Origin of the sequence: Bradyrhizobium nivariense (assembly GCF_029846695.2) — a bacterium.
Classification (GTDB): domain Bacteria; phylum Pseudomonadota; class Alphaproteobacteria; order Rhizobiales; family Xanthobacteraceae; genus Bradyrhizobium.
In genome coordinates this window covers 12,919-38,847 of record NZ_JARWCR020000028.1, presented here as the reverse complement: position 1 = coordinate 38,847, position 25,929 = coordinate 12,919, and the positions used below count along the sequence as shown (strand labels likewise).

Sequence of the window (25,929 nt, the reverse complement as noted above, 5' to 3'; positions counted from 1 at the left end):
CGATCATGCAGCGTAGGCGCGTAATTGGCTATTCCTCTGGCGGGGAGGATTATGGATTTTTTGCCGCGGTCAAAGCGAAATGAAATTCAGCCTTCGGGGCGGGCCCGTTCACTAGGTGACGTGAAGGATGAAATCGCTCGCCTGGACGCTGCTGACGCCTTTGAGGAGGATCGTGTCTGCCGTATCGATCGTGATCAGGGTGTCTGCCCCCGACGCGGTCACATGTTGAGCCATCCAGTCGGAAACGTTGGAGGCTCCCACGAACGACAGGTCAATATGATCCGTTCCGGAGGTGAAGTTCACGATCGTGTCGTGGTTCGAGTTGGCCGCGAACACAAACTGGTCCTGATAGCCGGTTCCGAAGAACACGTCCTTATCGGTCGTGCCGGTGAGGCTGACCGCGGTTTCAGTCAGATGGAAGATCAGATTGACCTTGTCGCTGGCACCGTGCGCGTCGGTCACTGTGACCGCAATCTTGTCGGTCGCCGGCCCGCCGCTGCTTGCCTCGGTATAGGTCAACGCCTGGAGCGCCGAATTGATGTCGGCCAGGGAGCCGGATCCCGTCGAGGGGGTCACACTGGCGCACGATGCCGCGGTGGCGGCGATCGTGAAAGCGTCGTTGGTGTCGGGATCGGCGAGCGACAGGCCGTGGACGGTTACCTGATCGCCGACTTGCGTGATGCAGGCTTGGTCGACATTGAGCGCGGGCGCGTCGTTCGCGCCGGTGATCGTCACGGTGACCTGCGCCGTGTCGGTCTTGTTGTGGCCGTCGTCGAGCGTGATGGTGGACATCACCTTCACGGTCTCGTCCGCACCAAGGAAGTCCAGGGCCTTGTCGGCAATCGAATAGGTCCAGCCGACCGCGCCGTTGTTCTTGTTGCCCGTCTGCTGAAGCGTCAGCGCGTGGTCGAGCGCATTGATCTCGTCCGTGGTGAGGAACCCGGAGAGGTTGGTGGTGTGATCGGCGCCTGTCCAGGTCACCGTCTGGCCCGTGATCGTCGCCGTCGGCCGGTCCGTGAGATCGACGTCCTTGAAGTCGATCGAGCCGGTCGCGGCAGTGGGCGTCGGGTCAAGCGTCGAGGAGCCGGTGGTATTCTCAAGCTCGGGGACGGTTGCGGTCAGCGTCGCTCCGGCCGCGGTAAAGGCCGGCGCAGCGTCGGTCGCGTCGAACGTGATCAGCGTACCGCCATGGCCGTCACTGCTGCCGGCAAAATGTGCACCGCTGTAGTCAGCGCCGGTGAGCTGCAACGTGATCGTATGGTGGTAGGCGTCGCTCACGACGAGCTCGCCGGTCGCGGCGTTATAGGTCGCCGACGTGCCATCATCATAAACAATGCTCGACAGGTCGATCTTGTCGCCCGCGGACAGCTCCGCGATCGAGCCGCCAAAGGTTGACGTGTCGATCTGGAGCCTGGCGCCGTCGCCGGCGAGCGTGACCGTCTGCGATACCGCGTCTTCCACCTTCAGCAACGCGCCGGCATCGACGGTGACCGAGCCCGAGCCGGACAGCGAGCCGAACAGCGTCAGCGCCCCGTTATGGACCTCGATGGTGCCGGTATTGGCGATGGTGCCGGAGATCGACGCCGTGCCCCAGCTATCGATGTCGCTGTAATTCTGGATGCTCAGCCCGGTCCCGGAAATCGAGGCGCCGTGCAGATCGATGTCACCATGGTTGACGATCGACGACGCATTGCCGAACACGCCGCTGCCGGAGACCGTCCAGATGCCGCCCGCTTCGTTATTGAACGTGGCGGTGGCGACCGAGATATTGCCGTTGATGTGGCCGCTGTTGTTGATCGTGATAGCGCCACCGGTTTCGACGATGGCGTAAGTCGTCGAGGTCACGGTGGCAGGCCCGATCGTGCCGGAATTGTCGATCGTCGCGCAGCCGGTCGCGTTCTCTTGAATGAAGATCGCCGCGTGGGCGCTCGGCGCCACGATCGATCCGGTATTGGTGATGTGGGTCGAGCCGGTCGCGCCCGCCTCGCTTTGGGTGACGCTGATGCCGGCCAGGCTCGTGCTGGTGATATTGCCGTGATTGTCGATGGTGATGTCGCCGTCGCCGCTGGCAAGGGCGGCAAGGCCGACCGTGCCGGTGGCGGAGCCATTGTTGGTGACGCTGACATTGCCGCCGCCGTGATCGAAGGCGCCGATCGCGGTCCCCGCGGTAGCGGTGACCGACGAGCCCGCGCCGGCCGTGACCGTGATATCGCCGGCGCCCCAGGTGAACGCCTCGATGCCGTAGCCGGCATCGGCGATGATCGTCGCGTCGCTGGTGACGGTGACGTCACCATTGACCGCATTGGAGAAAGCGCCGTTGCCGCCCGGTTTGTAGCCGGCGATGATCCCGCCGGGAATGCCGCCGTCGTTGTTCAAGGTCGAGCCGGAATGGATGGTGCCGTGCGCCTCGACGAAGATCGTACTGTGCAGACCGCTCGCAATCGTGGTCGCATAGTTCACCGCCACGATGCCGGAGCTGTCCGACGTGATGCTGTCGCCGTTCGCCAGGGTGACGCTGATGTCGCCCGCATCGATGCTGTAGGCGAGAATGCCGTAGCTGGTCGTGCCCGTCACCGACGCGCTGGCGCCGAGCGTGATGCTGATGTCGCCGGTGCCGCCGCTGAGCGCCTGGGCCCTGATGCCCTCCTCGGCGCCGACGATCGCGGTCCCGGCCGCATCGTTCACCGTGACGTCGCCATTGCCGTAATTATAAGCGTGAATGCCGTAGCCTGCCGCGGCAGTAATGTTCGCGTGGTTGTTGACGACAACGCTGCCGTTGACGTTGGTGTTGGCGCTGCTGCCGGTCGTGGCGCCGTTGTAACCAGCCTGGATTCCAGCCGGCGGGTTGCCGCTCTGGTTCAGGCTGCTGCCGGAGCTGATCGTACCGTAGCCGTTGACGGTGATGCTGCTGCCGGATGCTGAGTCGAGGGATGCCGCCCGGTTGACGGCGACGATGCCGGAGCTGCCCGAATTGATGACGCTGCCGGCGTCGGTCGTGACGGTCTCGCTGCCTGCGCCGTAGCTGCGCGCCCGGATGCCGTAGACCGAACTCCCCGTGATGGTGCCGCCAGCGTGGATGGCGATATCGCCGCCGCCCTGGGTGACCGCGTCGATGCCGTAAGCGCCGCCCGCGACGCCGACGAGCTGGGTGATCGAGATGTCGCCGTCATTGGCGGCATTCAAATTCTCGACGAGAATGCCGATCGAATTCGCGCCGGTGCCGGTCGCCGTGCCGGTGGCGTTGTTGACCGTGATATTGCCCGAGCCGGTCGCGCTGTCGCGCAGCGTGATGCCATTGCCGGCAAGACCCTTGATGTCACCGGTCGCGGTCAGCGAGATATCACCGGTGCCGTCCTGGGTGACGACGACGCCGTTGACCGCGCCCGTGAGCGCGCCGGCAGGCGTGAGGATGATATTGGCGGGCGTCGCAGGCGCGCCACCCGACGCGGTGAAGTCGAGCGCATCGCCGCTTGCGCTGGTGATGTCGGCCGCACCCGTGATCGTGAACGTGCCGCCCTTCGTCGACTGGCCCGCGATGGTGCCTGTAAAGCTTTGGCCGGCGACCTTGTCGAGCTGGAGCGTATCGGCGCCGCCGGCGAAGGTGACGGTCTGCGCTGTCGCCCCCGCAAGCTCGAGCGTCGCGCCGTCGTCGATGATCAGCGAGCCGACGCCGCTGAGGCCGCCGGAGAGGTTGAGCGTGCCGGCCTGGACCTCGATGGCGCCGGTGTTGGTGACACCGCCGGTGACCGTGTTGTTGCCGGAGACGCTGTAGAGATTGCCGGCATTGCCGAGGCCGCCGCCGTTGATCGAGACGTCGGTCAGATAGAGCTTCGAGGTGCCGTCGACCGTGATCGCTCCGGTAATGCTGTTGCTGACGGTGACGTTTGCCAGCTTCAGCGTACCGTAGTTGATCGCCTTGATATCCGCGGTATTGGAGATATCTTCGCCGGAGATGTCGAGCTCACCACCGCTCACCTGGATCAGGCCATGGTTGGTGATGGCGTGGACGGTGGCCGGGTCGATCGTCAGCGTACCGCTGGTGACGGAGATCGTGCCGGTGTTGGTGATATCTGCGTTGTCGATAGCGCTCGTGCCGGTCGATTCCAGCATGCCGGCGATCGTAACCGTTCCGCCGTCGATGGTCGCGCCTTGCAGGTCGAGCGTCGAGCCTGATTCGACCGACACCGTGCCATTGGTGTTGGTCACCGTCATCCCGATCAGCTTCAGGGTGCCGTCGTTGATCGCGGCCAGCGTGCCGGTGTTGGTGACGGCCTGGTGGTCGACGTCGAGCTCGGCGCCCTTCGCCTGAAGGGTGCCGGCATTGGCGATGCTGGCTGATGTCGTGGCGGCAAGCGTCAGCAGGCCGCCAAGCGCCTCGATCAGGCCATTGTTGGCGATGGACGCATTGGTGACCTTGGTCGTGCCGGTCGAGTCCAGCGTGCCGGAGACGGTGAGCGCGCCACCGGTCAGGCTCGCACCGTTCAAGGCCAACGTCTTGCTTGCATCGACCTTGACGGCGCCGTGGTTAGCGATCGCAGTGCCTGCAACGGTCGCGTCGCCGAACCTCAGCGTGTAGCCGCTCTCGACCGTGATGGCGCCCTTGTTCAGCGTCGCATTGCCGTCGATCGTGCTGTCGCCGGTGACGTCGATCGTGCCCCCGAGTGCGCCGCTGTAATTGTTGATGGTGCCGCCTGATATCTCGGTGCCGGACAGCGTCAGCGTCTGGCCATCGTCGATCTTGATGATATGGCCGGTGTTGATCACGACGTCGTTGAGCAGCGTCGCGGCGCCAGCGATCTCGAGCGTACCGTTGTTGGTGATCGCGCCCTTGGACACAGCGGAAGCGCCCTGGATCGTTGCGCCGTCCTTGAGCTCGACGGTGTTGGCGAGCGCGATGCTGGACTTGTCGGTGATATCAGTGCCGGAGACGGTGACGCCATCCAGCGTCAGCGCGGCGTCGGCCGTGATGGTGCTGATGCTGACCGTGGCCCCGTCGTCGATCTTGCTGGCGCCGGTGACGTGGATCGTGCCCGCGCCCTTGACGGCGCCGCCGCTGATCGTGGCGTCGTCGAGCATCAGCGCGGCATTGCCGTCGACGGTGACGTTGCCGCTTGAATTGTCGACGGTCGAACCCAGAGCGATCGCGAGCGTGCCATTGGCCAGCACTTCGATGGTGCCGGCATTGGTGACGCTCTCGCCGTCCAGCGCATTGCCGGCGCCGCTAACCTTGAAGGCTGCGTTGTTCTTCAGGATGCCGTTGCTCAGCACCGCGTTGCCGGTCAGGTCGATCTCGCTATTGTCGGTGACCGTACCGGCGCCGCTGATCGCGGCGCCATTGACCGTCAGCTTGCCGGTCGCATCGACCTTGACGTTGCCGGTGTTGTCGACGCTTGAGCCCTGGTCGATGGTCAACGCGCCGTTCGCCAGCACCTCGATCGTGCCGGTCGAGCTGTTGGTAATCGTCTCGTTGTCCAGCGCATTGCCGGCGCCGCTGACCTTGAAGGCGCCGTTGTTCTTCAGGATGCCGCCGGTCAGCACCGCGTTGCCGGTCAGGTCGATCTCGCCATTGTCGGTGACCGTCCCCGCGCCGCTGATCGTGGCGCCGTTCACCGTCAGCTTGCCGTTGTTATCGACCGTGACGTTGCCGGCATTCGCCACGCTCGAACCCAGGTCGATCGTCAGCGCGCCGCCCGAGAACACCTCGATCGTTCCGGTCGAGCTGTTGGTAATCGTCTCATTGTCCAGCGCATTGCCGGCGCCGCTGGCGCTGAGAGTGGCGTTGTTCTTCAGGATGCCGCCGGTCAGCACCGCGCTACCGGTCAGGTCGATCTGGCCATTGTCCGTGACCGTACCGGCGCCGCTGATCGTGGCGCCATTGACCGTCAGCTTGCCGGTTGCATCGACCGTGACGTTGCCGGTGTTGTCGACGGTAGAGCCCTGGTCGATCGCGAGCGCACCGCCCGCCAGCACTTCGATCGTGCCGGCATTGGTGACGGTCTCGCCATCCAGCGCGTTGCCAGCGCCGCTGACATTGAACGCCGTGTTGTTCTTCAGCACGCCGCCGCTCAGCACGGCGTTACCCGCCAGGTCAATCTCGCCGTTGTCTGTGACAGTCCCGGCACCGCTGATCGTAGCGCCATTCACCGTCAGCTTGCCGCTGGCATCGATGGTGACCGCGCCGTTGTTGGCGACGCTGGAACCCTGGTCGATGGTCAGCCATCCGTTCGCCAGCACCTTGATCGTGCCGCTGGATGCGTTGGCGACGGTCTCATGCGCGAATTCTGCCGTGCCGTTGACGTTGACCGCACCGGAATTGTTCAGCGTGCCGTTCTCGAGGACGCTGGTGCCGTCGAGATCCAGCGTGCCGAGAATGGTGACGGTGCCGCCATCGACTGTTGCGGCATCGACGATCAGCGTCGTGCCGATATCGGCCTTCAGCGTGCCGCCGGCATTGTGGATCCCGGCCAGCGTCTTCAGCGTGCCACCGAACAGTTCGAGCACGCCGGAATTGGTGATCGTGGTGCCGCTTGCGAAATCGCCACCGCCCTCGAGGATGAGATGGCCGGCATTGGTGAGCAGGGCCGTATCCAGGATCTCGGCCTTGCCGCCGACGAACACCGTGCCGGACAAGGCATTGGTGAAGATCGAGTCGGCGCTCATGTTGAGGGCACCGGCGACCGTCAACGTGCTCTGATTGATCACTTTCGGCGGTGGGCCGCCGAAATCGTTCATCGTGATCGACTTGGCATAAGCAGCCGTGTCGATCGTCACCGGATAGGACGGCGTCAGCCCGTGCAGCTGATCGGTGATGACGATGACGTCGTCGTCGATGGTCGGGACGGTGCCTGTTTCCCAGTTCGCGGCGTCCTTCCAGAACCCGCCGGAGGGAGCGCCGGCCTTGTCGGTCGCGATCCACACCACCGCGGCGGCGTCGGTGCCGGTAATCGTGACGGTGATGGTCCGCTGCGAGGTGGCGCCTTGCGAGTCCGTGACCGTCACGGTGTAGACCAGCGTCAGCACCTCACCCTTGGGGATGAAGTCGGCGAGATAGACCGGCAGGTCGGCCAGCGACCAGTTGATGGTGCCGGTGCCGTCCCCGGTACTGTCGGCGCCCGCCGCGATCGCGACCGACATCGCGCTCTGGAACGCCGCGAGCGGCCCTGGCGGAACGGTGCCATCAGGCAGGGTCGCGCTGGTCAACGCCACCGAGACCGTATGCTTGTCGGTGAGATCGACGTCGTCGAAGCTCAGCGTGCCCGTCGTCGGAACATCGCTGGTGAGCGGGCCACCCGGCACGCTGGTGCCGCCTTCGAAGATGATGATCGGAACGCTGGTGGTGATCACCGGCTTGTCGTTGGTGCCCGTGATCGTGATGGAGATCGGAATGTAGGTAGATTCGGGGTTGACCGCGAAATTGTTGTTGATGCGGACCTTGTAGGTCAGCGTCAGCGTTTCACCCGCAGCAAGGAAGTCGAAGACGTGGTCGGGGATCGTGTAGGTCAGGTCCGCCGAACCGTTGTTGTTGTTACCGGCGGCCGCGGCGACGCTGATCTGGGTCTGCGTTGCCGCGATGTCCTGCTTCTGGAGTGCGCTGAGCGAGCCGGTGACGTCGTGATGGTCGGCGTCCATGTAGACGTAGTTTGGTGCGTCAGCGAGGTTCACCGACACCGTCGGGTGGTCGCCCAGGTTTTGGTCGACGAAGGTGATCCGGAAGATGATCGTGTCGGGACCCACGGTGTCGCCGGTCGCGTCCGCGCGGTCGCCGGTCGCGTTCGCGTGCTCGGTCAGCGCGAATGCCGTCTTCACATTGCCGTTGAGATCAAGGCTGCGCGCATCGGGCGGGCCGGGAATGCGGGTACTGGTCGCCGGATCATGGCCGTCCCCCTGCGATCCCGGCGGATTGAGATTCGTGAAGGTCGCGGTCGCGGTGGCACCGGTGTCCGTCTTGATCACGACAATGTTGCCGTTCTGCGTGATCGAGTCGGTGAAGTTCGTGGTCAGCTTGGTGTTGCTGTTGTTGTCCGTGAACTTCAGCGTGAACACGTCCGTGATCAGCTTCTGGATGTCCGGTGACATCAGCGCATTGCTGATCGAGACGTTGCCGCCGCTGATCTGGATCATCTGGCCGGCCTGGTTGACCGTCGCGATCGGCAGCAGCGTGACCTTGTCGAACAGGATGTAGGAGCCCGTCGTGCCGTTCGGCTCGACCAGGACCTGGAAGCTCGCCTCCGGCTGCGGATCGCCGCCACCGGCGGGAACGACGAAGTGGATCTGGCTCAGCACCGCCGTGCCGCGGATGCCCATGGTGGCGACCGGCGTGTCGATCTTCATGTCGCCGTGCTTAGCGGTCTCGCCGGCAACGAAGGTGATGGTGCCCGCGACCAGGCTGAGCAGCGATGAATTGTTCGACCCGTTGGGGTCGTAGACCATCTCGTTCAGCACCATCCGCGCATTGGAGGACAGGCCGAACACCGTGCCGTCGATGAAGGTGATGCCGAGCGTCGAGTCCCCACCGGTCGAGACCACGTCGCCCTTCTCGACGTTGTCGCCGTTGTTCAGGATGACAGAGACGCCGTTGCGGATCGCGGTCGCGCTGCCGGAGAGCTTGGTGACGTGGCCAATGACCTGGGCGGCGGCAATGCCGGATGCGGCCTGGGCATACTGGACGTGGCCCGTGAGCGCGTTGACGATGTCGCCGGTGAGGTGCGCGCCATCCGGCGACGAGAGCGCCGCGCGCTTCTCGCCCCTGAAATAATCGTGAACGACAAACTCGTGACAGTCGTGGGACAGCACGAGATCGCTGCCTGCGCGCTTGAACTCGCCGTTGAAGATCAGGTTCGGATCGGGAACAACGAACGCACCCTCGGGCACGTGACCATGCGCCTTGGCGATAATAGGCTTGGCCGTAAAGGAATCGACATGGGCGTCGGCGGGCGAATGGGAACCCTCGCCGTCCAAGGAAATCGCGGCGTCAAATTTGCCAGCGTAATTCAACCGGGCACCAAAAAAAGGAGTTAAAATCTAAGTAAGTATCGACCGCTTAAGCTTGCTTATCATTACCAAGTCCTTAGCGGAACCATCTATTGCTTGTGTGATTTCGCATCACCAAGCGGTCGGCGCCCCCGCCCGCCACGTCCTTCTAGAGGAAGCAGCGCATTTTTGGAAATATCTGTAAGTAAGCCTTTGCTTATCTGAGCCCATTTTCGGTACTCCTACGTATTCGACCGTATAAATTGTACAGCGAATACTTGTGTCATCTTTCCTTCGTGGTGCCCCGCAACATACTGCGGCAAATACGGAGCCAAATCTGTGATCCAATTAACAGAACCCGCGAAATAACGGGTTCGTTAGCCATAGGGCGCGGAATCGGCGGCGGCGCAACCAATACCCGCAATTGGTTCCATTTCGCGCCAGGCGGGCCCTACCTACCCCCCGATTCGTAAAATTTTACGCGATTTGGCCAGGCCGGTTTCAGCCTGTTCCCCGGTTTTGGGACCCCAGCCGAGCGCGTTAAGCTGAACAAAACGGCCCGTCTCGCACTATCTCCGCGAAAGCAACAAAGCCCGGCACGTTCAGGTCGAGGGGACCTGGCGAAGCCGGAAGGGGATGTCAGATGGAGACCGCTGCTTGCTCGCGCGCCTGGCGCGCAATCCTTGTGCTGTGCGGATTGATCCTGCTCGGATCGACCGCCGAGCTTCGTGCCGGCACGCTGCTGTCGCCGGGAGCCGGTGTCCTCGTGCGCAAATCCGCCGAGCCGTTCGGCGTGTTCGCCTTCGCCATCTCCGCCGGCAGCCTGCAACAGAAATGGCTTGCGCTGAAGTCCAGGCTCGACGACGACATGGTGCAGCTCGCGCTGTGCGACGGCGACCGGGACAATTGCGCTTCGCCCGCCGCGCTGAAACTACTCGCCATCGTCGACCAGGCCCGCGGCCGTGACGGCCGCGCCCGGCTGGGCGAAACCAATCGTGCCATCAACCTCGCCATCCGGGCCGCCAATGACGGTCCCGAGGATGTCTGGAGCTCGCCGCTCGCGACCTTCGCGCGCGGCGCCGGCGATTGCGAGGACTATGCCATTGCCAAGCTCGCCGCGTTGCGGCTCGCGGGCGTTGCCACCGAGGACCTCCGCATCGTCGTGGTGCGCGACAGCCGCGCCGGCGAAGAGCATGCGGTTGCCGCCGCACGGCTCGACGGCCACTGGCTGATGCTCGACAACCGCCGCATGGCGATGGTCGAGGACGACGCTGCACGGAGCTACCAGCCGCTGTTCGTGCTCTACCAGTCGGCCGTGATGAAATATGTCGACGAACCCGTGCGGTTCTCGATGGTCGCCGCCGAGGCGCGTTGATTGCAGTGGTCTCGTAGCCCAACCGCCCATCACAAAGCCATTTCGCCGCGCGATCCGGGACGCTAGCATGGCTGCGGCTATGCGGGGGCGACTGGAATGCGGTTCATCGTGCTGACTGTGCTTGCGCTGCTGGCCTTGCCGGCGGCACCAGGCTTCGCGCAATCCAGCCGCTCCGTCGCCGACAGGCTGCCGCTGTTCGCCAGGAACAACTGCCAGCAGATCCGCGACCCCGGCAATCAATTGTTCTGCGGTGATGCCGAGCTTGCCGCCGCCGCCGAGAAGCTGAGCACGGGAATCGAGGCGCGACTTGCCCGTCTGCCCGATCGCCTGCCTGGAATCGAGGAGAACGCGATCTGGATCCGCCAGCGCAACCTCGGTTGCGGCATCGTCGGCCAGACCGCGATCCGCACCGACGATTTCGACCGGGTGAAGGCATGTCTTCTCAAGGTGACCGAGGAGCGCGCCGCGATCGTGCGCGATTCGGATTTCGACTGTCTCGCGGCCAACACCGCCGCGGGCGCGCTGATCTGTGCGGACCCGTCGCTGGCGCTTGCCGAGACCGAGTTGAACAGCCAGGTGCTCGGCCTGATCGGCAAGCTCGATCCGACCGCGGCACGCTTTGCCTTCGCCGAATATGGCCGGTGGACGCGGGAGCGCGATCGCAAATGCAATCTGGTCGGCAAGGAGAACGTGCCGCTCGGGGAGCTCGAGTCCGCGGAGGACTGTCTAGCCGGCTATCTGAAGCACAAGGCCGACGAGATTGGCGCGGCGAAAGGTGATCCGAAGAAGGTGTTCGGCCGGCAGGTCGCAGCCCGCTCGCCCGACACCGACGCCGTCGACTTCTGCGCCGCGCGAATCCACGCCGCCAATTCCTGCGGCAACTTCCTCCGCATCAACCGCGTCTACGCGCTCGACAGCCAGATGACCGGGCAGGAGGCGCAGGTCACCGGCGAAATCGAGATGGCCGTGCTGGCGCCCTTCGCCACCTGTAGCAAGATCGCCACCACCTGCACGGGCACCTGCTGGGACGCCAGAACGGGTCGTCCGCAGCCGGGTGTCGGCAACAAGGAGCGCTCCGCAGACGCCTTCAACGTCACACGCCGCCTCAGGATCCAGCGCACTTTTGCGTTTGTGAAGGCCGCCGACGGCTGGCGTTGCCGGGAAGACGAGCTGGCCCCGGTGAACTCGGGCACCGCGGGTGGGGGATCGTAAGCTGCCTCCCCTCCCTCTCCCCGTTCTTACGGGGAGAGGCTAAGAGACATCAAAACATCAGATTGTCCTTCACCAGAACCCAGCGGCCGCCCTTGACCTGCTGCACCTGGGTGATGGTGTTGGCGAGGTGGTCGGTCTTGGAGAACTTGGTCGGCGGCGAGTTGAAGATGTCGAGGAATTTGTCGCCCGCCTCCAGCGAGGCCAGCATCTTCTGTCCGGTCAGGTCCTTGCCCGCCTTGTCCGCATAGAAGGCGAACGTCATCACCGCGTTGTAGCCGATGATGGCCTGGGTGTTGGCGTCGGTGTTGAACATCTTCTTGTAGTTGATGAGCCAGTCGTGGACCTTGCCCTTGGCCGTGTCCTCATAGGGTATCTCGAAGCCACTCGCCGCATACAGCCCTTCCACCGCCTCCTTGCCGAGCGTCGGCACCTCCAGCACGTTGGTCGGCGTGGCGCCGAGGAAGGTGACGTTCCAGCCGAGCTTCCTGGCTTCCGTCATCGCGCCGATGGTCTCGCGGATCACGGTGCCGAGTACGACGAGATCGCAGCCGTCGGACTTCATCTTGGCGACCTGCGCGCTGAAGTCGGAGGCGCCGCGCTTGTAGCTCGTCACCGAAGCCGGCTGCACCTTCATCACGGCAAGCTGCTGGTTGAAACCGTCAAGCACGTTCTTTCCGTACTCGTCGTCCTGATGCATGATGCAGGGCTTCTGGAAGTTCTTCCACTCCACCATGTATTTGAGCGCGGCGCGCGTGCTCTCGACGTAAGGCAGGAGGTTGTTGAACTTCAGCCGCTCCTGCGGCTTGGCCGGGTCGAACTTGAAAGTGAACTCGGCGGCGGTCAGCGGAAAGAGCTGGAGCACGCCGGCGTCGAACAGGATGTCCTGCGCGGCAAGCACCGTCGGCGAGCCCATCGGACCGATCATCGCGAAGATCTTGTCGCGCTCGACCATCTTCTGCGAGGCGAGCACGGCCTTCTTCGGATCGTAGCCGTTGTCTTCCAGGACCATCTTGATCTTGCGTCCCTGGATGCCGCCGGCCGCGTTGATCTCCTCGACCGCCATCTTCATGCCGTTGGACACCGGCACGCCCCAGACCTTGATCGGGCCCGACAAATCCTGATGGGTGCCGATGACGATCTCGGATGCCGAGATGCCTTCATTGGTGACCTTGGTTTGCGCCGCGGCCGGCAGACTGGTGAGCGCCACCGCGCCTACCACAAAGCCGAACGCTCTCAACGATCTCGACATTGACGTCTCCTCTCCTTGGGGCCCATATCACGCGAAGGGCGGGGCCATCACCCCTTCGCTTCTATTCTGCGTATGACCCTTTACCGAAAACCGGCTTCCCGCTTTTCCAGGTCATACGTCTCAAGCCACCGCCCGGGCGCGATACATCGCGTCGATCTCGGCGGCATAACGCTTGTTCACGAAGCCGCGCTTCAGCTTCATGGTCGGCGTCAGTTCCTCGTCCTCCGGAGTGAGCTGGCGTTCGATCAGATAGAACTTCTTGATGGTCTCGACGCGGGCGAAATTGGCATTGACCCCTTCGATCTCGCGCCAGATCAGGTCCCGGATCTCCGTCGCGCGGCACAGGCTGGCATAATTGGTGAAGGGGATGTCGTGGTCCTGCGCGAACTTCTCGACGTTCTCCTGGTCGATCATCACGAGGCAAGTGAGGTACGGCCGCTTGTCGCCGACCACCACGGCATCCGAGATGTAGGGCGAGAATTTCAGCAGGTTCTCGATCTCGGACGGCGTGATGTTCTTGCCGCCGGAGGTGATGATGATGTCCTTCATCCGGTCGGTGATGCGGACGAAGCCCTCATTGTCGATGGTGCCGACGTCGCCGGTGTGCAGCCAGCCACGATGGTCGATGGCCTCCGCGGTCTTCTCGGGCTGGTTCAGATAGCCCATGAACAAAAAATCGCCCTTGATCAAAATCTCGCCGTCGGGCGATAGCGCCACTTCGCCCCAGGACACTGCGGTGCCGACCGAGCCGAGCTTGATCCGCTCCGCCGGCATCATGGTGGCGACCCCGCAATTCTCGGTCTGGCCGTAGAGCTCGTGGATGTCGATGCCGAGCGCGAGATACCAGCGGATCAGCTCCGGTGCGATCGGCGCCGCGCCGGTGAAGGCGATGCGGCAGCGGTCGAGCCCGATCGTGCGGCGAATGTTGCGGAAGGCCAGCCGGTAGGCAAGGCTGTTGGCGAGGCGCAACAACAGCGGCGGCGCTTTCCCTTCGATCCTGCAATCGACCATGCGGTAGCCGATGTCGATGGCGCGGCGGTAGACCCATTGCTGGAACGGCGTCGCATCCTTCAGCGCAATGGTGATGGCGGAATAGAATTTTTCCCAGATCCGCGGCACCGCGAGGAAGATGGTCGGCTGCACCTCACGAAGATTGTCCGGCACGGTCTCGGTACTTTCGGCAAAATTCATCACCGAGCCGAGCGCGACCGAGATGTAATAGCCGCCGACGCGTTCGGCGACGTGGCAGAGCGGCAGGAAGATCAGTCGGTCTTCGTCCTCCCGCGCCGGAATGAAGTCGTTGGCGTGCCACATCTGATGGGTGACGCTGCGGTTGGCGTGCATAACGCCCTTGGGCGGCCCGGTGGTGCCGGACGTATAGACGAGAACGGCAAGATCGCCGGCGCTGGGGCCGTTGATCATGTCCTGCCACAGCGTCTCGCGGCCGACCATGTGGTTACGGCCGAGCGCGCGAAACTCGTCGAGCGACATCACCATGTCGTCGGAGAAGCCGCTGAGGCCTTCCATGTCGAACACGATGATCCTTTGCAGGCTCGGACAGCGCGCGCGACAGGCGAGGATCTTGTCGAGCTGCTCCTCGTCCTCGGCGAAGATCACCCTGGTCAGGGAATCGTTGAGGAGATATTCGACCTGGGACGATGCATCGGTCGGATAGATTCCGGAGGAGACGCCGCCGGCGCACAAGATGCCCATGTCGGCATAGACCCATTCGGGCACGGCATTGGCGATGATCGAGGCGACATCGCCGGGCATGAAGCCGGTGGCGTGCAGCGCGTAGGCGATCTCCTTCGATATTTCCAGCCATTCGCGCCAGCTGGTGGGCTGCCAGATGCCGAATTTCTTTTCGCGGATCGCGGGCCTGTCGCCACGCGTCTCCGCCGCGCGCAAGAAGCTCCTTGCGATCGTGTCGGCGACCGTCAGCACCGCCGGTCGGGCCATGCGCGTTCCCTCCTTGCCTTGCCCTCCGCTGCCTGCCTTGCCGGCGGTCTATTGTTGCGGATGGGTTAGTCCATTTAACGCCAAGTCTTCCTCTAACGCCAAGTCTTCTTCTTTTTCCAGCGCCGCTCGCCTCGTGCGCCCGCTTCCTTGGCGCCAAGGTAGAATTCCTGGATGTCCTTGGAATGCATCAAGCGGTCGCAGGTGTCGTTCATCACGATACGGCCGATCTCCAGCACATAGCCGTAATGCGCCGTCTCCAGCGCCACCTTGGCATTCTGCTCGACCAGCAGGATCGACATGCCCTGCTCCTCGTTGACCCGGCGGATGATGGTGAAAATCTCCTTCACCAGGATCGGCGACAGCCCGAGCGAGGGCTCGTCGAGCAGCAAGAGCGTCGGGCGGTTCATCAGCGCGCGGCCGATCGCCAGCATCTGCTGCTCGCCGCCGGAGAGCTGGCCAGCCGGCTGGTTGATGCGCTCCTTCAGCCGCGGAAAATAGCCGTAGACGCGCTCCAGATCCTCCGCGACGCCGTCGCGATCCCGGCGCGGATAGGCCCCCATCATCAGGTTCTCGCGCACGGAGAGGAACGGGAACACCTCGCGCCCTTCCGGCACGTGGCTCAGGCCGAGCCGCACGATGCGGTCCGCCTCCATGCGCTGGATCGGCTTGCCCATGAACTCGATGGCGCCCTTCTGCGGATCGAGAATGCCCGAGATCGTCTTCAGCACCGTGGTCTTGCCGGCGCCGTTGGCACCCAGCAGCGTGACAATGCGGCCGCGCGGCACCTCCAGCGAGATGCCGCGGATCGCCATGATCGGCCCGTAATAACTCTCGATGTTGGAAAGCTTCAGGATGGTCTCGGGTGTGACGGCGGCGTCCATCGCGTCAGGCTCCCAGATAGGCGGCGACGACGTCAGGATGCTGCTGCACCTCGGCGGGCGAGCCCATGGCCAGCACCCGGCCATAGTTCAGCGCGATGACGCGGTCGGAGACGCGGTTGACCAGCGACATGTCGTGCTCGACCATCAGCACGGTGACGCCAAGCTCGCCCTTCATGTCGCGGATCCAGAACGACATGTCATCGGTCTCCTCCACGTTCAGGCCCGACGACGGCTCGTCGAGCAGGATCAGCTTGGGCTCCGAGCACAGCGCGCGCGCCAGCTCGATCACCTTGCGCACGCCGTAAGGCAGGCCCGAGATCAGCTTGTCGCGGTAGGGCTCGAGATCGAGGAATTCGATCACCTGCTCCACCCTGCGGCGATGCACCTTCTCGTTGGCGCGCACGCTTGGCAGGAATAGCAGCTCCTGCCAGAGCTGCGTGGTGGAATGGCGGTGGCGCCCGACCAACAGGTTCGACAGCACGGTCGCATTCTCGAACAGCTCGATGTTCTGAAAAGTGCGGGCGATGCCGAGCCGGGCGATATCGTAGGGTGGCTGCTCCGTGATGTCCTGGTCCTCGAAGTAGATGCGGCCCGAGGTCGGCCGGTAGATCCGCGAAATCAGATTGAAGATCGAGCTCTTGCCGGCGCCGTTCGGGCCGATGATCGAGAGGATCTCGCCCTTCTCGACCGCGAACGACACCGCATCGACGGCCTTCAGCCCGCCGAAATGCAGCGACAAATTCTCGGCGCGAAAATAGCTCATCGGTTGCGCTCCGACTTCACGTAGATCTTCTGCCGCTTGAAGGTGGCGCGCTTGTAGAGCGGGAACAGCTGGAAGAAGAGCTTTATCTTCAGCCAGCGGCCATAGAGCCCGAGCGGCTCGAACAGCACGAACAATACGATGATGATGCCGTAGATTGCGCCTTTCAGGCCGTTGAGCGAGGCAAAGGCCGCGACCTTGGACTGGATGTTGGCTGCGCCTTGCGTGCCTGCTCCGAACGTGGCGGCGATGCCGGCGATAATGCCGGGCATGTCGTCCTTGAGGTAAGTCAGGAACGGATCGATCATCACGATGAAGATCGCGCCCAGCACGGCGCCGTGCAGGCTGAAGGTGCCGCCGATCAGGATTACGATGATGAACTCGATCGAGAGCTGGAGCGTGAACATCTCCGGCGAGATGAAGGAGAGCTTGTGCGCGAACAAGACGCCGGCGAAGCCGGTGATCGCCGCCGAGATCGCAAAGGACTTTACCTTGTACAGCGCGACGTTGACACCCATGCTGCGCGCCGCGGTCTCGCTGTCGCGGATCGCGACGAAGGCGCGCCCCGTCGGCGAACGCAGCAAATTGAGCGTGCCGACGATGGTCAGCACCAGCACGGCGAGGCAGAGGAAATAGAAGGTCGGGCTGTCGCGCGACACTGTGATCCCAAACAGCGACACCGCCTTGATCCGCATGCCCTCGTTGCCGTTGGTGACGCTTTCCCAGCGCGCCAGGATCTCCTCGACGATGAAGGCGAAGGAGATGGTGGCGATGACGAGATAGATGCCCTGAAGCCGTAGCGCCGGAAAGCCGACCAGCGCGCCGATCAGTCCGGTCAGGAGCCCGGCGGCGAGAAAGTAGACCGGGAACGGCACACCATATTTTTGCAAATAGGCCGCTGTGTACGCGCCGATCGCGAGGAACGCGGCATGCCCGAGCGAGGCCTGCCCGGTGAAGCCCGTCAAAATCAGAAGCGCTACGCCGACGGTCGCATAGATGCAGACGAAGACGAGCTGACTCATCAGATAGCTGGAGAGCGCATAGGGCGCGATCAGCAGCACGGCCAGCAAGAGACCATATGAAACGACGTAGCCCGAGTGCGGAAACAGCCTGATGTCGTCTTCATAGTCGGTCTTGAACAGGAAGCGCATGGCGTTCAGACCTTCTTGCGGACGTGACGGCCGAACAGGCCCTCGGGCTTGAGCAGGAGCACGGCGAGCAGCACGATATAGGGCGCGACGTCCTTCCAGCCCTCGGCCAGATAGAAGCCGGCCATGCTCTCGATCACGCCGATCAGCACGCCGCCGACGACCGCGCCGGGGATCGATCCGAAGCCGCCGAGCACGGCGGCCGGGAACGCCTTCAGGCCGAGCACGAGACCAACGTTGGAATGGATGAATGTGATCGGCGCCAGCAGCACGCCGGCGCAGGTCGCAACCGCCGCGCTGATCGCCCAGACGATCGACACCACGCGCTTGACCGGGATGCCCATGTAATAGGCTGCCAGCATGTTCTCGGAACTGGCGCGCATCGCGGTGCCGAGCGTGGTCTTGTTGAAGAACAGCCAGAGCAGCGTGCACAGGATGACCGTCGCCGCGATCACCGAGAGCTTGTCATCGGCGAGCACCAGCGAGCCGATCCGGAGCACGCCCTGGCTGAACGGCGTGTCGATCTTGAAATCGTCGGTGCCCCAGATCATGCCGGAGACCGAGCGCAGAAAATAGCCGAGCCCGATGGTGGCCATGATGATGGAGAATTGCGGATAGCCGAGAATCGGCCGCACCACCACGCGCTCGGCCAGCATGCCGAACAGCGCCATGGCGGCTACCGCCCCGGCAAAGCCGACCCAGTAGTTCAGGCCCATCATGCCGATGAAGGTGAAGGCAAAGAAGCCGCCCAGCATCATCAAATCGCCCTGGGCGAAATTGACGACCTCGGTGGCCTTGTAGACGAGCACGAAGCCGAGCGCGATCAGGCCGTAGACGCAGCCGAGCGCGACACCGCTGACCAGCTGCTGAACGAAATCCAGCATCGCCGCGCATCCTCCCGATACAACCGGCGGTTCTTCCTGACCGCCTTGCCGCATCTTGTGTTCAGTCGCTACGCAGTCGTTTCGCTGCGTTCGCGCCATTCGTCCCTTCGCCAATTCAGCCTGAACCGCCAAGCGCTGTCAACAAACGGTGACTTGCCTTTAGTCCAATCCGGATGACGCAATTTGCGGCAGCGCGATTCACGGTGCCGAAATATCTTCGGCTCATGGTCGCGAGCGATGCAAAACCGCAAGGTGGCCGTCATGAAGCCGGACGACTCGGCGCTCGAAGTCCTGGGGTTAACGAAGCGTTTTGACCGCCTGGCGGTCGATAGCCTCGATCTCACCATCCATGCAGGCGAATTCTATGCGCTGGTCGGCCCCAATGGCGCCGGCAAGACCACCACTTTGCGCATGGTCGCAGGCCTGCTGCGGCCCGATGCCGGCGCGGTCTCAATCTTCGGCATCGATGCGCTCCAAAACCCCGTCGCCGCCAAGCAGGTGATGGCGTGGGTCTCCGACGAGCCCATGATCTATGACAAGCTCACTCCGCTTGAGTACCTCGAATTCGTCGCCGGGCTCTGGGGCATCGCGCCATCCGTCTCGGAACCGGTCGCGCAGGAGCTGTTGAGCTCGCTCGGGCTCGAGCCGCACCGGCACGAACGCTGCGAGGGCTTTTCCAAGGGCATGCGCCAGAAGGTCGCTCTCGCCGGCGCACTGGTGCACGATCCCCGCCTCATCATTCTGGACGAACCGCTGACCGGGCTGGACGCCGTCTCCGCCCGCCACGTCAAGGGATTGCTGAGCGATCGCGTGCGCGCCAGCTGCACCGTCATCATGACCACGCATATTCTCGAGGTCGCCGAACGCATGGCCGACCGCATCGGCGTGATCGCGGCCGGGCGCCTGGTCGCCGAGGGCACACTGACCGAGCTGCGCCAGCAGAACGGCCATGCCGACACCAGCCTGGAAGATCTCTTCATCGCGCTGGTGACGCTTCCGGAAGCCGCATGAGCTCGGCCACCGCGCTCTCCTGGTTCGCCCGCCACGAGCTCCGGCTCGCCTGGCGCGAATGGCTCGCCATGATGACCGGCGGGCGGCGCAAACGGGCGCGTGCGGCAGTCGTCGGCCTGCTGTTCTTCGCAGCGCTGCTGCACGTGCCGGCCTGGGCGGTGATCGGCCGCTTCGCCGACTTGCAACTGCCGCTCGACAAATCGTCGCTGATCGTGATCTCGGCGACGATTTTTCTCGCCTGGACGCTGATGTTGTCACAGGCGATCGAATCGGTGACGCGGGTGTTTTACGCTCGCGCCGATCTCGACCTCATCATGTCCTCGCCCGCGACGCTGGCCAATCTGTTCTCGGTGCGCATCGCCGCGATCGCGCTCACCGTCACGGTGATGGCGCTGCTGTTCTCGACGCCCTTCATCGACGTGCTGGTGTTCGGGGGCGGCACACGCTGGCTGGCGGCGTTCGGCGTCGTCGTCGCGATGGGCCTGTCGGCCGCGGCGATCGCGATTGCGGTCACCATCCTTCTGTTCCGCTTGATCGGCCCGGCGCGGACACGGTTTGTCGCGCAGATCCTGGCCGCGATCATCGGCGCCGGCTTCGTGATCGCGCTCCAGGTCGCGGCGATCATGTCCTACGGCACGCTGTCGCGCTTCACCATCCTGACCTCCGGCACGATGGCCGACTACGCGCCCGATGTCGATAGCATCTGGTGGTGGCCGGCGCGGGCGACGATGGGCGACAGCGAAGCGCTGCTGCTGCTGCTGGCGCTCGGACTCGTGCTGCTCGGAAGCGTCATGGCGATCTTCTCGGGTCGCTTTGCAGACACCGCGATCGATGCCGCCGCCTATGGCGCGTCCGGCCGTCGAAGTGCGAAGGAGCGCCCGTTCCGCCGCGGATCGCGGCAGCAGGCGCTGCGGCGCAAGGAATTTTCGCTGCTCTGGCGCGATCCCTGGCTGATCTCGCAGACCCTGATGCAGCTGCTCTATCTGGTGCCGCCGGCGCTGCTGCTGTGGCGCAGCTTTGCCGACAGCTCCGCGGCGCTGACGCTGATCACGCCCGTCATCGTCATGGCGGCGGGCCAGCTCGCCGGCGGGCTTGCCTGGCTGACGATCTCGGGTGAGGACGCGCCCGATCTGGTTGCGACCGCGCCATTGACGCCGTCCAGCGTCATCCGCGCCAAGATCGAGGTGGTGCTGATCGCGGTCGCCGTCATCTTCTGCCCGCTGATCGCAGCGCTCGCCTTTGCCTCGCCGTTCCAGGCCGCCGTCAGCGCCGGTGCGGTCATCGTCAGTGCCGCCTCCGCCACCGCGATCCAGCTCTGGTTCCGGGTGCAGGCCCGGCGCAGCCAATTCCGCCGCCGCCAGACCTCCTCGCGGCTTGCAACCTTCGCCGAGGCGTTCTCCTCGATCGGCTGGGCTGCGAGCGCTGCGCTGCTGCTCGCGCTACCCATCGCCGGTCTCGTCAGCGGCCTGATCACGGCGAGCCTCGTCGCCATCACCTGGAAGTTCAGCCCAAGACGTGAGTGAGGGGCTGCCTTGGCTTGGTGTCTTTACTTGAAAGTAAGGCGAGATTGCCTTACTTATCGAGTATCAAGGATTGAGGCTCCCATGGGCACGCTTACTGTCACGGCAAAGGGGCAGGTTACGCTGCGGAAGGATCTCCTGGAGCACCTTGGTGTGCATCCGGGCGACAAGATCTCGATCGAAAAGCTTCCTGGGGGGCGAGTTGAGGTTAAGGCAGCTCGGCCCATCGGAAAGATTTCGGACGCGTTCGGCTTCCTGAAAGGAAAAACGAACGATCGGTCGCTGTCGATCGAGGAGATGAACGAAGTCATTGCTGACGGCTGGGCCGGCAAGCGATGAAGATAACACCCGACACCAACGTCCTGGTGCGGGTTCTGGTCGGAGATGATCCCGAACAGAGCGAGGCGGCCGAAGCGCTTCTCGAGAAGGCAGACATAATAGCCATCTCGATCCCTGCACTGTGCGAATTGGCCTGGGTCCTCTCACGAGGCTACAAAACTTCTGCCGAGAATATCACGGCTTCGATCCGGCACTTGATCAATGCCTCCAATGCGGTTGTCGACCGACCCGCAGCCGAGGCTGGATTGGCTTTCCTTGATGCCGGAGGCGATTTCGCCGACGGCGTCATCGCCCACGAGGGCAACTGGCTTGGAGCCGATACCTTCGTTTCTTTCGACAAGAAGGCCGTGAAACTGATCGAGGCAAGCGGCGGGTTGGCGCGGCTGCCCAGCTCCACATGACGCGAGGATAATTCGTAGATACACTCAGTAGATCGTCGATGAGCGGCGGACGGTTCTGCATGATTCGACCATTGCTGACGGCTTTTGCGTTTCTCGGTTGGCTGGCTACACCTGCCCTCGCCCAGCAGCCCCAGCGCAGCGAATGCCTGGCGATGGCGAATGCGGCACCCCGCGTGACGCCGGTCGCGTTCCGGCAGGCCGCTGCATCGGCTGAAGTCCAGATCACCTATGCCGGCCATTCCACCTATTTCATCGACACGCCCGGCGGCTTGCGGATAGCCACCGACTATAGCGGCGCCTACCAGGTCGGACGGCTGCCCGATGTCGTCACCATGAACCGGGCTCACAGCACGCACTACTCTCTTTATCCCGACAAGCGCATTCCTCATGTGCTGCATGGCTGGGGCGAGGACGGCAAGCCGGCCATCGTGTCCGAACGCATCGGCGACACCTTCATCCGCAACGTCACCACCGACATCCGCCGCTATTTCGGCGACGATTCCGGTGCCGACATGATCCGCGACGGCAATTCGATCTTCATCTTCGAGGTCGCGGGCCTCTGCATCGGCCATCTCGGCCATCTCCACCACAAGCTCGACGACAGCCATTTTGCCCAGATCGGGCGGCTCGACATCGTGATGGTGCCGATCGACGGCACCTACACCATGTCGCTCGATGGCGTCTCCGAGATCACCAAGCGGCTGCGCGCCTCGGTGGTGCTGCCGATGCACCGCTTCGCCACGCCGCTCGACGATTTCATGCAACGCATCGGCCAGCAGTTCGAGATCGACCGGCGCATGGAGCGCAGTTTCCGGATGTCGCGGGATGCGCTGCCGTCGAAGCCGACGGTGATCATCCTCGACGGCGTCTGACGCGCGAAGCCGGAACGCATGAGCCTCCTCCGACTTGGTTGCTTCGAGATCATTTTCGATCGGAGCAATCATGAGCAAAAGGTTGCTGGTCATAGGCTCATTCGCGGCCATTTACCTGCTGTGGGGTTCCACCTACTTCGCCATCACGTTGGGCCTGAAATCGATTCCGCCATTTCTGCTGATGGCGCTACGTTCGTTCTGTGGCGGCATCTTGTTGTTGGCCATGAGTGGCGGTGAGGTCGCGAACGTATCCTCGCAGGCGTGGGTAAGGGCGAGCCTGTGCGGGCTCCTCTTCTTTGTCGGCTGCCACGGCGTACTCGCCTTCGCGCAGCAATCGGTTCCTTCGGGCGTGGCGGCCATCGTGCTGGCCACGATCCCGTTCTGGATCCTGCTGATCGATGTCTTGTTGCCCGGCGATCAGCGACCGAGGCCCCTTGCCCTGCTCGCTCTCGTGCCGGGCTTCTTCGGCGTCGGACTCGTGGCGTGGCAAAACGTCGAGCAGGCTGGCATCAGCATCCTTCCCGTCGTCTGGCTGCTGGCTGCGGCCTTGTCATGGTCGGCCGGGACCGTCTTGTCCCGGAGCATGTCGAGCCAGGCATCCGCTATCCTGCTTTCGGGCATGCAGCTTTCGATCGGCGGCGCCGTGTTGTTCGCGATCAGTTGGCTGACAGGCGAGATCGGAAACTTCAGGCCGAGCGACGTTTCGCTGACTTCGCTTGCAGCGGCGCTTTGGCTGATCATCTCTGGCAGCGTGATCGGATTCGTCGCCTATAACTGGCTCCTGGAAAACGTCTCGACCTCGTTGGTGTCGACCTACACTTTCGTCAACCCGGTGATCGCTGTGCTGCTCGGCACTGTCGTGCTGAGCGAGCCATTTTCGCGCGTGATGCTGCTTGGTGCGGGTCTCGTCATTGTCTCCGTCATCGTCATTTGGCTCGCCGAACGCTCGACGAGCCGACGAACGAACGATAAGCCCAATCCCGGCATAGGGCATCTGTCGCCCAACAAGACTTGACGGCCGGCGCTGCGCAATTTTCTCCAAGTCGGCCATCGGCCGGTCGTGCTGATCTCCTGACAACAGGAGATCGACATGACAGACTTTGCCAGATTATTGCACGCGGACGGACCGAACCCCGAGCACGCGGCGGCGCTCCAGCTTTATGGCCGCTTCGTCGGCGACTGGGACGCCGAGATCACCGCCCATGGACCTGATGGGACGAAACACACCGCGCCCGGCGAAATCCATTTCGGCTGGGTGCTGGAGGGCCGCGCCGTGCAGGACGTCTGGATCATTCCGCGCCCGGCTGGCAGCCCGGCCTTGCCGATCGCTGGCAATTGGTACGGCACCACGCTGCGGGTCTACGATCCGACCATCGATGCGTGGCGGATTTCCTGGTTCGATCCCGGCCGCTGCATTTTCCGCCAGCAGATCGGCCGTCCACGCGATGCCGACATCGTGCAGGAAGGCACGACCGAGGCCGGCGACCTGACGCGCTGGAGCTTTACAGAGATCACCGAGGATCGCTTCCACTGGCTCGGCGAGGTCAAGGCGGCTGCCGCAACCGATTGGCGACTGGTGGTCGACGTGAGGGCGAAGCGGCGCAAGGGTTGATGACGGCGCCGCTGTGCCCGCGACGACGGGTGCGGTTGCGCAACGCGCGCTGCTGCGTGCGAGGACGAGATGCTAGGCTCCCGGCCCAAGAAGCCTACACAAAGGGAGCGAACGCCGATGGCTGCAAGCGGTCTGCCCGCCAATACGAGCGGGCTATTCATCGAGCCGCGCGAGGACTGGCTCGCGCTGCATCAGGAGGAGATCATCGATCCGTTACGGCCGATCGTCGATCCCCATCACCATCTCTGGAATCGCGGGCACCGCTATCTGATCGAGGAGATGGCGGCCGATATCGCCTCCGGCCACAACATCATCGCCGCCGTCTATGTCGACTGCCGCTCGATGTATCGTGCGCACGGGCCCGAGGCGCTCCGGCCCGTCGGCGAAGTCGAGTTCGCCAACGGCGTCGCCGCGATGAGCGCCAGCGGCGGCTACGGCAAGGCCGCGATCTGCGCCGGCATCGTCAGCCACGTCAACCTGCTGCTCGGCGATGCCGCAAAACCGGTGCTGGAGGCCGAGATCGCGGCGGGCAACGGTCGCTTCCGCGGCATCCGGCATTCCTCGGCCTGGGACGAGGACCCCGTCGTCGCCGGCATGTATGCGAACCGGCCGAAGGGACTTTTGCGGGACCCGGCCTTCCGCAAAGGCTTTGCCTGTCTCGCCCCGCTGAACCTCAGCTTCGATGCCTAGCTGTTTCACCCCCAGATCGGCGAACTGACCGAACTCGCCCGCGCCTTTCCCGACACCAGGATTGTGCTCGACCATTGCGGCGGCCCGGCCGGCGTCGGCCGCTTTGCCGGGCGGCGCGAGGAGGTGTTTCCGCAATGGCGCGCCTCGATCCGCGAGATCGCCAAATGCGAGAACGTGGTGGTGAAACTCGGCGGGCTCGCGATGTGCCTGCTCGGCCACGACTTCCATCTGCGCGACAGGCCACCGTCATCCGAGGAGCTTGCCGCGGCCTGGCGACCCTATGTCGAGACTTGCATCGAGGCATTCGGCGCGAGGCGCGCGATGTTCGAGAGCAATTTCCCGCCGGACAAGGGCCAGTGCAGCTACCAGGTGATCTTCAACGCCTTCAAGCGTATCGCGGCGCCCTTGAGCGAGACCGAGAAGACGGCGCTGTTCTCGCAGACCGCAGGCGATGTCTACCGGCTCGATTTGCCATAAAAGAGGATTGCCGTCGTGACGAGAAGAGGGGCCGGGATGTTGAATCCCGACCCCTCTTCCGTCGTGACCGCTGGGAAGCGTCCTTGAAACTGTTTGAACTCTAACCGGCACCCATCAGCGAGGCCGGGCGGCGTTCGCCGGCGGCGACGAACATCCGCTTGAGCCTGTTGACGACCCGGATCAGGAATCCGATCATCACGGGATTGGTCTTGCGGCAGAAGGCGATCTTCTTGACGTGGCCTTCGACATGCCATTTGGCATGCGCGCCGTCGCGGAAGAAAATGACGCCGCCCGGGCCGTAGCGCTTCGGCGGCATGCCGTCGCTTTCAAGCACGATCGATCCTTCCATGATCATGATCGTCTCGTCGATGTCGTAGTACCAGTTGAAGCGCCCTTCGGTGCAAGCCCAGATGATGGTCGAAGCGGTACCGTCGGCGCTGGTGGAAAGGATGCGCGAGCGCGACACCGGATTGCCCTCGATGATCCAGGACGGCTCGATCGGCCGCAGTTCGAGGTCCACATTGCAACTACCGATTTCAATCAATGCGCGCGACATCTGTTTCCCCAGG

At 63.7% G+C, this 25,929-nt stretch carries 17 protein-coding genes and 1 pseudogene; 10 read left to right on the top strand and 8 right to left on the bottom strand.

What is annotated here, in order from left to right:
- Positions 1-111: 111 nt before the first annotated feature.
- Positions 112-8,994: an Ig-like domain-containing protein gene (locus QCM77_RS22715; RefSeq protein ID WP_462804344.1), complete on the bottom strand. Its 8,883-nt coding sequence runs from the start codon at positions 8,992-8,994 to the stop codon at positions 112-114.
- 619 nt (positions 8,995-9,613) lie between these two features.
- On the opposite strand from QCM77_RS22715, the gene QCM77_RS22710 reads away from it, so the two are divergent.
- Together QCM77_RS22710 and QCM77_RS22705 are read left to right on the top strand one after the other, a co-directional pair.
- Positions 9,614-10,345, top strand: a complete 732-nt coding sequence (locus QCM77_RS22710) for a transglutaminase-like cysteine peptidase (protein ID WP_279661172.1) — start codon at positions 9,614-9,616, stop codon at positions 10,343-10,345.
- Positions 10,346-10,441: 96 nt separating this feature from the next.
- On the top strand, positions 10,442-11,557 hold the full coding sequence (locus QCM77_RS22705) for a lysozyme inhibitor LprI family protein (protein WP_279684956.1): 1,116 nt from the start codon (positions 10,442-10,444) through the stop codon (positions 11,555-11,557).
- Between the two features lie 49 nt (positions 11,558-11,606).
- Here the strand turns inward: QCM77_RS22705 and QCM77_RS22700 are convergent, their stop codons facing one another.
- From QCM77_RS22700 to QCM77_RS22675, 6 genes are all read right to left on the bottom strand, one after another.
- Entirely contained in the window at positions 11,607-12,806 is a 1,200-nt protein-coding gene (locus QCM77_RS22700; protein WP_279661170.1) for an ABC transporter substrate-binding protein, read from the bottom strand.
- 120 nt (positions 12,807-12,926) lie between these two features.
- A complete protein-coding gene (locus QCM77_RS22695; protein WP_279661169.1) occupies positions 12,927-14,765 on the bottom strand; it encodes an AMP-dependent synthetase/ligase in 1,839 nt (612 codons plus the stop codon).
- Between the two features lie 92 nt (positions 14,766-14,857).
- Complete coding sequence (locus tag QCM77_RS22690; protein WP_279661168.1) at positions 14,858-15,646, bottom strand: ABC transporter ATP-binding protein; 789 nt, start codon at positions 15,644-15,646, stop codon at positions 14,858-14,860.
- A 4-nt stretch (positions 15,647-15,650) separates the two neighbouring features.
- Positions 15,651-16,409: an ABC transporter ATP-binding protein gene (locus QCM77_RS22685; protein WP_279661167.1), complete on the bottom strand. Its 759-nt coding sequence runs from the start codon at positions 16,407-16,409 to the stop codon at positions 15,651-15,653.
- Entirely contained in the window at positions 16,406-17,557 is a 1,152-nt protein-coding gene (locus QCM77_RS22680) for a branched-chain amino acid ABC transporter permease (RefSeq protein ID WP_279661166.1), read from the bottom strand. Before QCM77_RS22680 ends, QCM77_RS22685 begins: the two co-directional genes overlap by 4 nt.
- 5 nt (positions 17,558-17,562) lie before the next feature.
- Positions 17,563-18,438 carry a branched-chain amino acid ABC transporter permease gene (locus tag QCM77_RS22675; protein ID WP_279661165.1) on the bottom strand — a complete coding sequence of 292 codons (876 nt, stop codon included), beginning with the start codon at positions 18,436-18,438 and terminating at the stop codon, positions 17,563-17,565.
- Between the two features lie 261 nt (positions 18,439-18,699).
- Between QCM77_RS22675 and QCM77_RS22670 the strand changes: the two genes are divergently transcribed.
- The 8 genes and pseudogenes from QCM77_RS22670 (at position 18,700) to QCM77_RS22635 (ending at position 25,360) form a co-directional block, all read left to right on the top strand.
- Complete coding sequence (locus tag QCM77_RS22670) at positions 18,700-19,449, top strand: ABC transporter ATP-binding protein (protein WP_279684954.1); 750 nt, start codon at positions 18,700-18,702, stop codon at positions 19,447-19,449.
- Positions 19,446-20,972: a permease gene (locus QCM77_RS22665; protein ID WP_279684953.1), complete on the top strand. Its 1,527-nt coding sequence runs from the start codon at positions 19,446-19,448 to the stop codon at positions 20,970-20,972. Before QCM77_RS22670 ends, QCM77_RS22665 begins: the two co-directional genes overlap by 4 nt.
- 81 nt (positions 20,973-21,053) lie before the next feature.
- Entirely contained in the window at positions 21,054-21,308 is a 255-nt protein-coding gene (locus QCM77_RS22660; RefSeq protein WP_279684951.1) for an AbrB/MazE/SpoVT family DNA-binding domain-containing protein, read from the top strand.
- On the top strand, positions 21,305-21,709 hold the full coding sequence (locus QCM77_RS22655) for a type II toxin-antitoxin system VapC family toxin (protein WP_279661161.1): 405 nt from the start codon (positions 21,305-21,307) through the stop codon (positions 21,707-21,709). The genes QCM77_RS22660 and QCM77_RS22655 overlap by 4 nt, the downstream gene beginning before the upstream one ends.
- Positions 21,710-21,768: 59 nt before the next feature.
- Positions 21,769-22,581 (top strand): MBL fold metallo-hydrolase, encoded by an 813-nt coding sequence (locus QCM77_RS22650; RefSeq protein WP_279684950.1) that lies wholly within the window; start codon positions 21,769-21,771, stop codon positions 22,579-22,581.
- A gap of 34 nt (positions 22,582-22,615) precedes the next feature.
- Positions 22,616-23,596: an EamA family transporter gene (locus QCM77_RS22645; RefSeq protein ID WP_279684949.1), complete on the top strand. Its 981-nt coding sequence runs from the start codon at positions 22,616-22,618 to the stop codon at positions 23,594-23,596.
- Positions 23,597-23,671: 75 nt separating this feature from the next.
- On the top strand, positions 23,672-24,193 hold the full coding sequence (locus QCM77_RS22640; RefSeq protein ID WP_279684947.1) for a hypothetical protein: 522 nt from the start codon (positions 23,672-23,674) through the stop codon (positions 24,191-24,193).
- Positions 24,194-24,310: 117 nt separating this feature from the next.
- Positions 24,311-25,360: pseudogene (locus QCM77_RS22635) on the top strand (amidohydrolase family protein).
- Between the two features lie 100 nt (positions 25,361-25,460).
- On the opposite strand, the gene QCM77_RS22630 reads toward QCM77_RS22635, so the two are convergent.
- Entirely contained in the window at positions 25,461-25,916 is a 456-nt protein-coding gene (locus tag QCM77_RS22630) for a cupin domain-containing protein (protein WP_279684946.1), read from the bottom strand.
- Between the last annotated feature and the right edge of the window lie 13 nt (positions 25,917-25,929).

Coding starts and splice junctions, on each gene's coding strand:
- QCM77_RS22660 (WP_279684951.1), top strand. CDS start 21,054: ATGGGCACGCTTACTGTCACGGCAAAGGGGCAGGTTACGCTGCGGAAG.
- QCM77_RS22710 (WP_279661172.1), top strand. CDS start 9,614: ATGGAGACCGCTGCTTGCTCGCGCGCCTGGCGCGCAATCCTTGTGCTG.
- QCM77_RS22650 (WP_279684950.1), top strand. CDS start 21,769: ATGATTCGACCATTGCTGACGGCTTTTGCGTTTCTCGGTTGGCTGGCT.
- QCM77_RS22675 (WP_279661165.1), bottom strand. CDS start 18,438: ATGCTGGATTTCGTTCAGCAGCTGGTCAGCGGTGTCGCGCTCGGCTGC.
- QCM77_RS22695 (WP_279661169.1), bottom strand. CDS start 14,765: ATGGCCCGACCGGCGGTGCTGACGGTCGCCGACACGATCGCAAGGAGC.
- QCM77_RS22680 (WP_279661166.1), bottom strand. CDS start 17,557: ATGCGCTTCCTGTTCAAGACCGACTATGAAGACGACATCAGGCTGTTT.
- QCM77_RS22705 (WP_279684956.1), top strand. CDS start 10,442: ATGCGGTTCATCGTGCTGACTGTGCTTGCGCTGCTGGCCTTGCCGGCG.
- QCM77_RS22700 (WP_279661170.1), bottom strand. CDS start 12,806: ATGTCGAGATCGTTGAGAGCGTTCGGCTTTGTGGTAGGCGCGGTGGCG.
- QCM77_RS22670 (WP_279684954.1), top strand. CDS start 18,700: ATGAAGCCGGACGACTCGGCGCTCGAAGTCCTGGGGTTAACGAAGCGT.
- QCM77_RS22640 (WP_279684947.1), top strand. CDS start 23,672: ATGACAGACTTTGCCAGATTATTGCACGCGGACGGACCGAACCCCGAG.
- QCM77_RS22665 (WP_279684953.1), top strand. CDS start 19,446: ATGAGCTCGGCCACCGCGCTCTCCTGGTTCGCCCGCCACGAGCTCCGG.
- QCM77_RS22685 (WP_279661167.1), bottom strand. CDS start 16,409: ATGAGCTATTTTCGCGCCGAGAATTTGTCGCTGCATTTCGGCGGGCTG.
- QCM77_RS22655 (WP_279661161.1), top strand. CDS start 21,305: ATGAAGATAACACCCGACACCAACGTCCTGGTGCGGGTTCTGGTCGGA.
- QCM77_RS22690 (WP_279661168.1), bottom strand. CDS start 15,646: ATGGACGCCGCCGTCACACCCGAGACCATCCTGAAGCTTTCCAACATC.
- QCM77_RS22630 (WP_279684946.1), bottom strand. CDS start 25,916: ATGTCGCGCGCATTGATTGAAATCGGTAGTTGCAATGTGGACCTCGAA.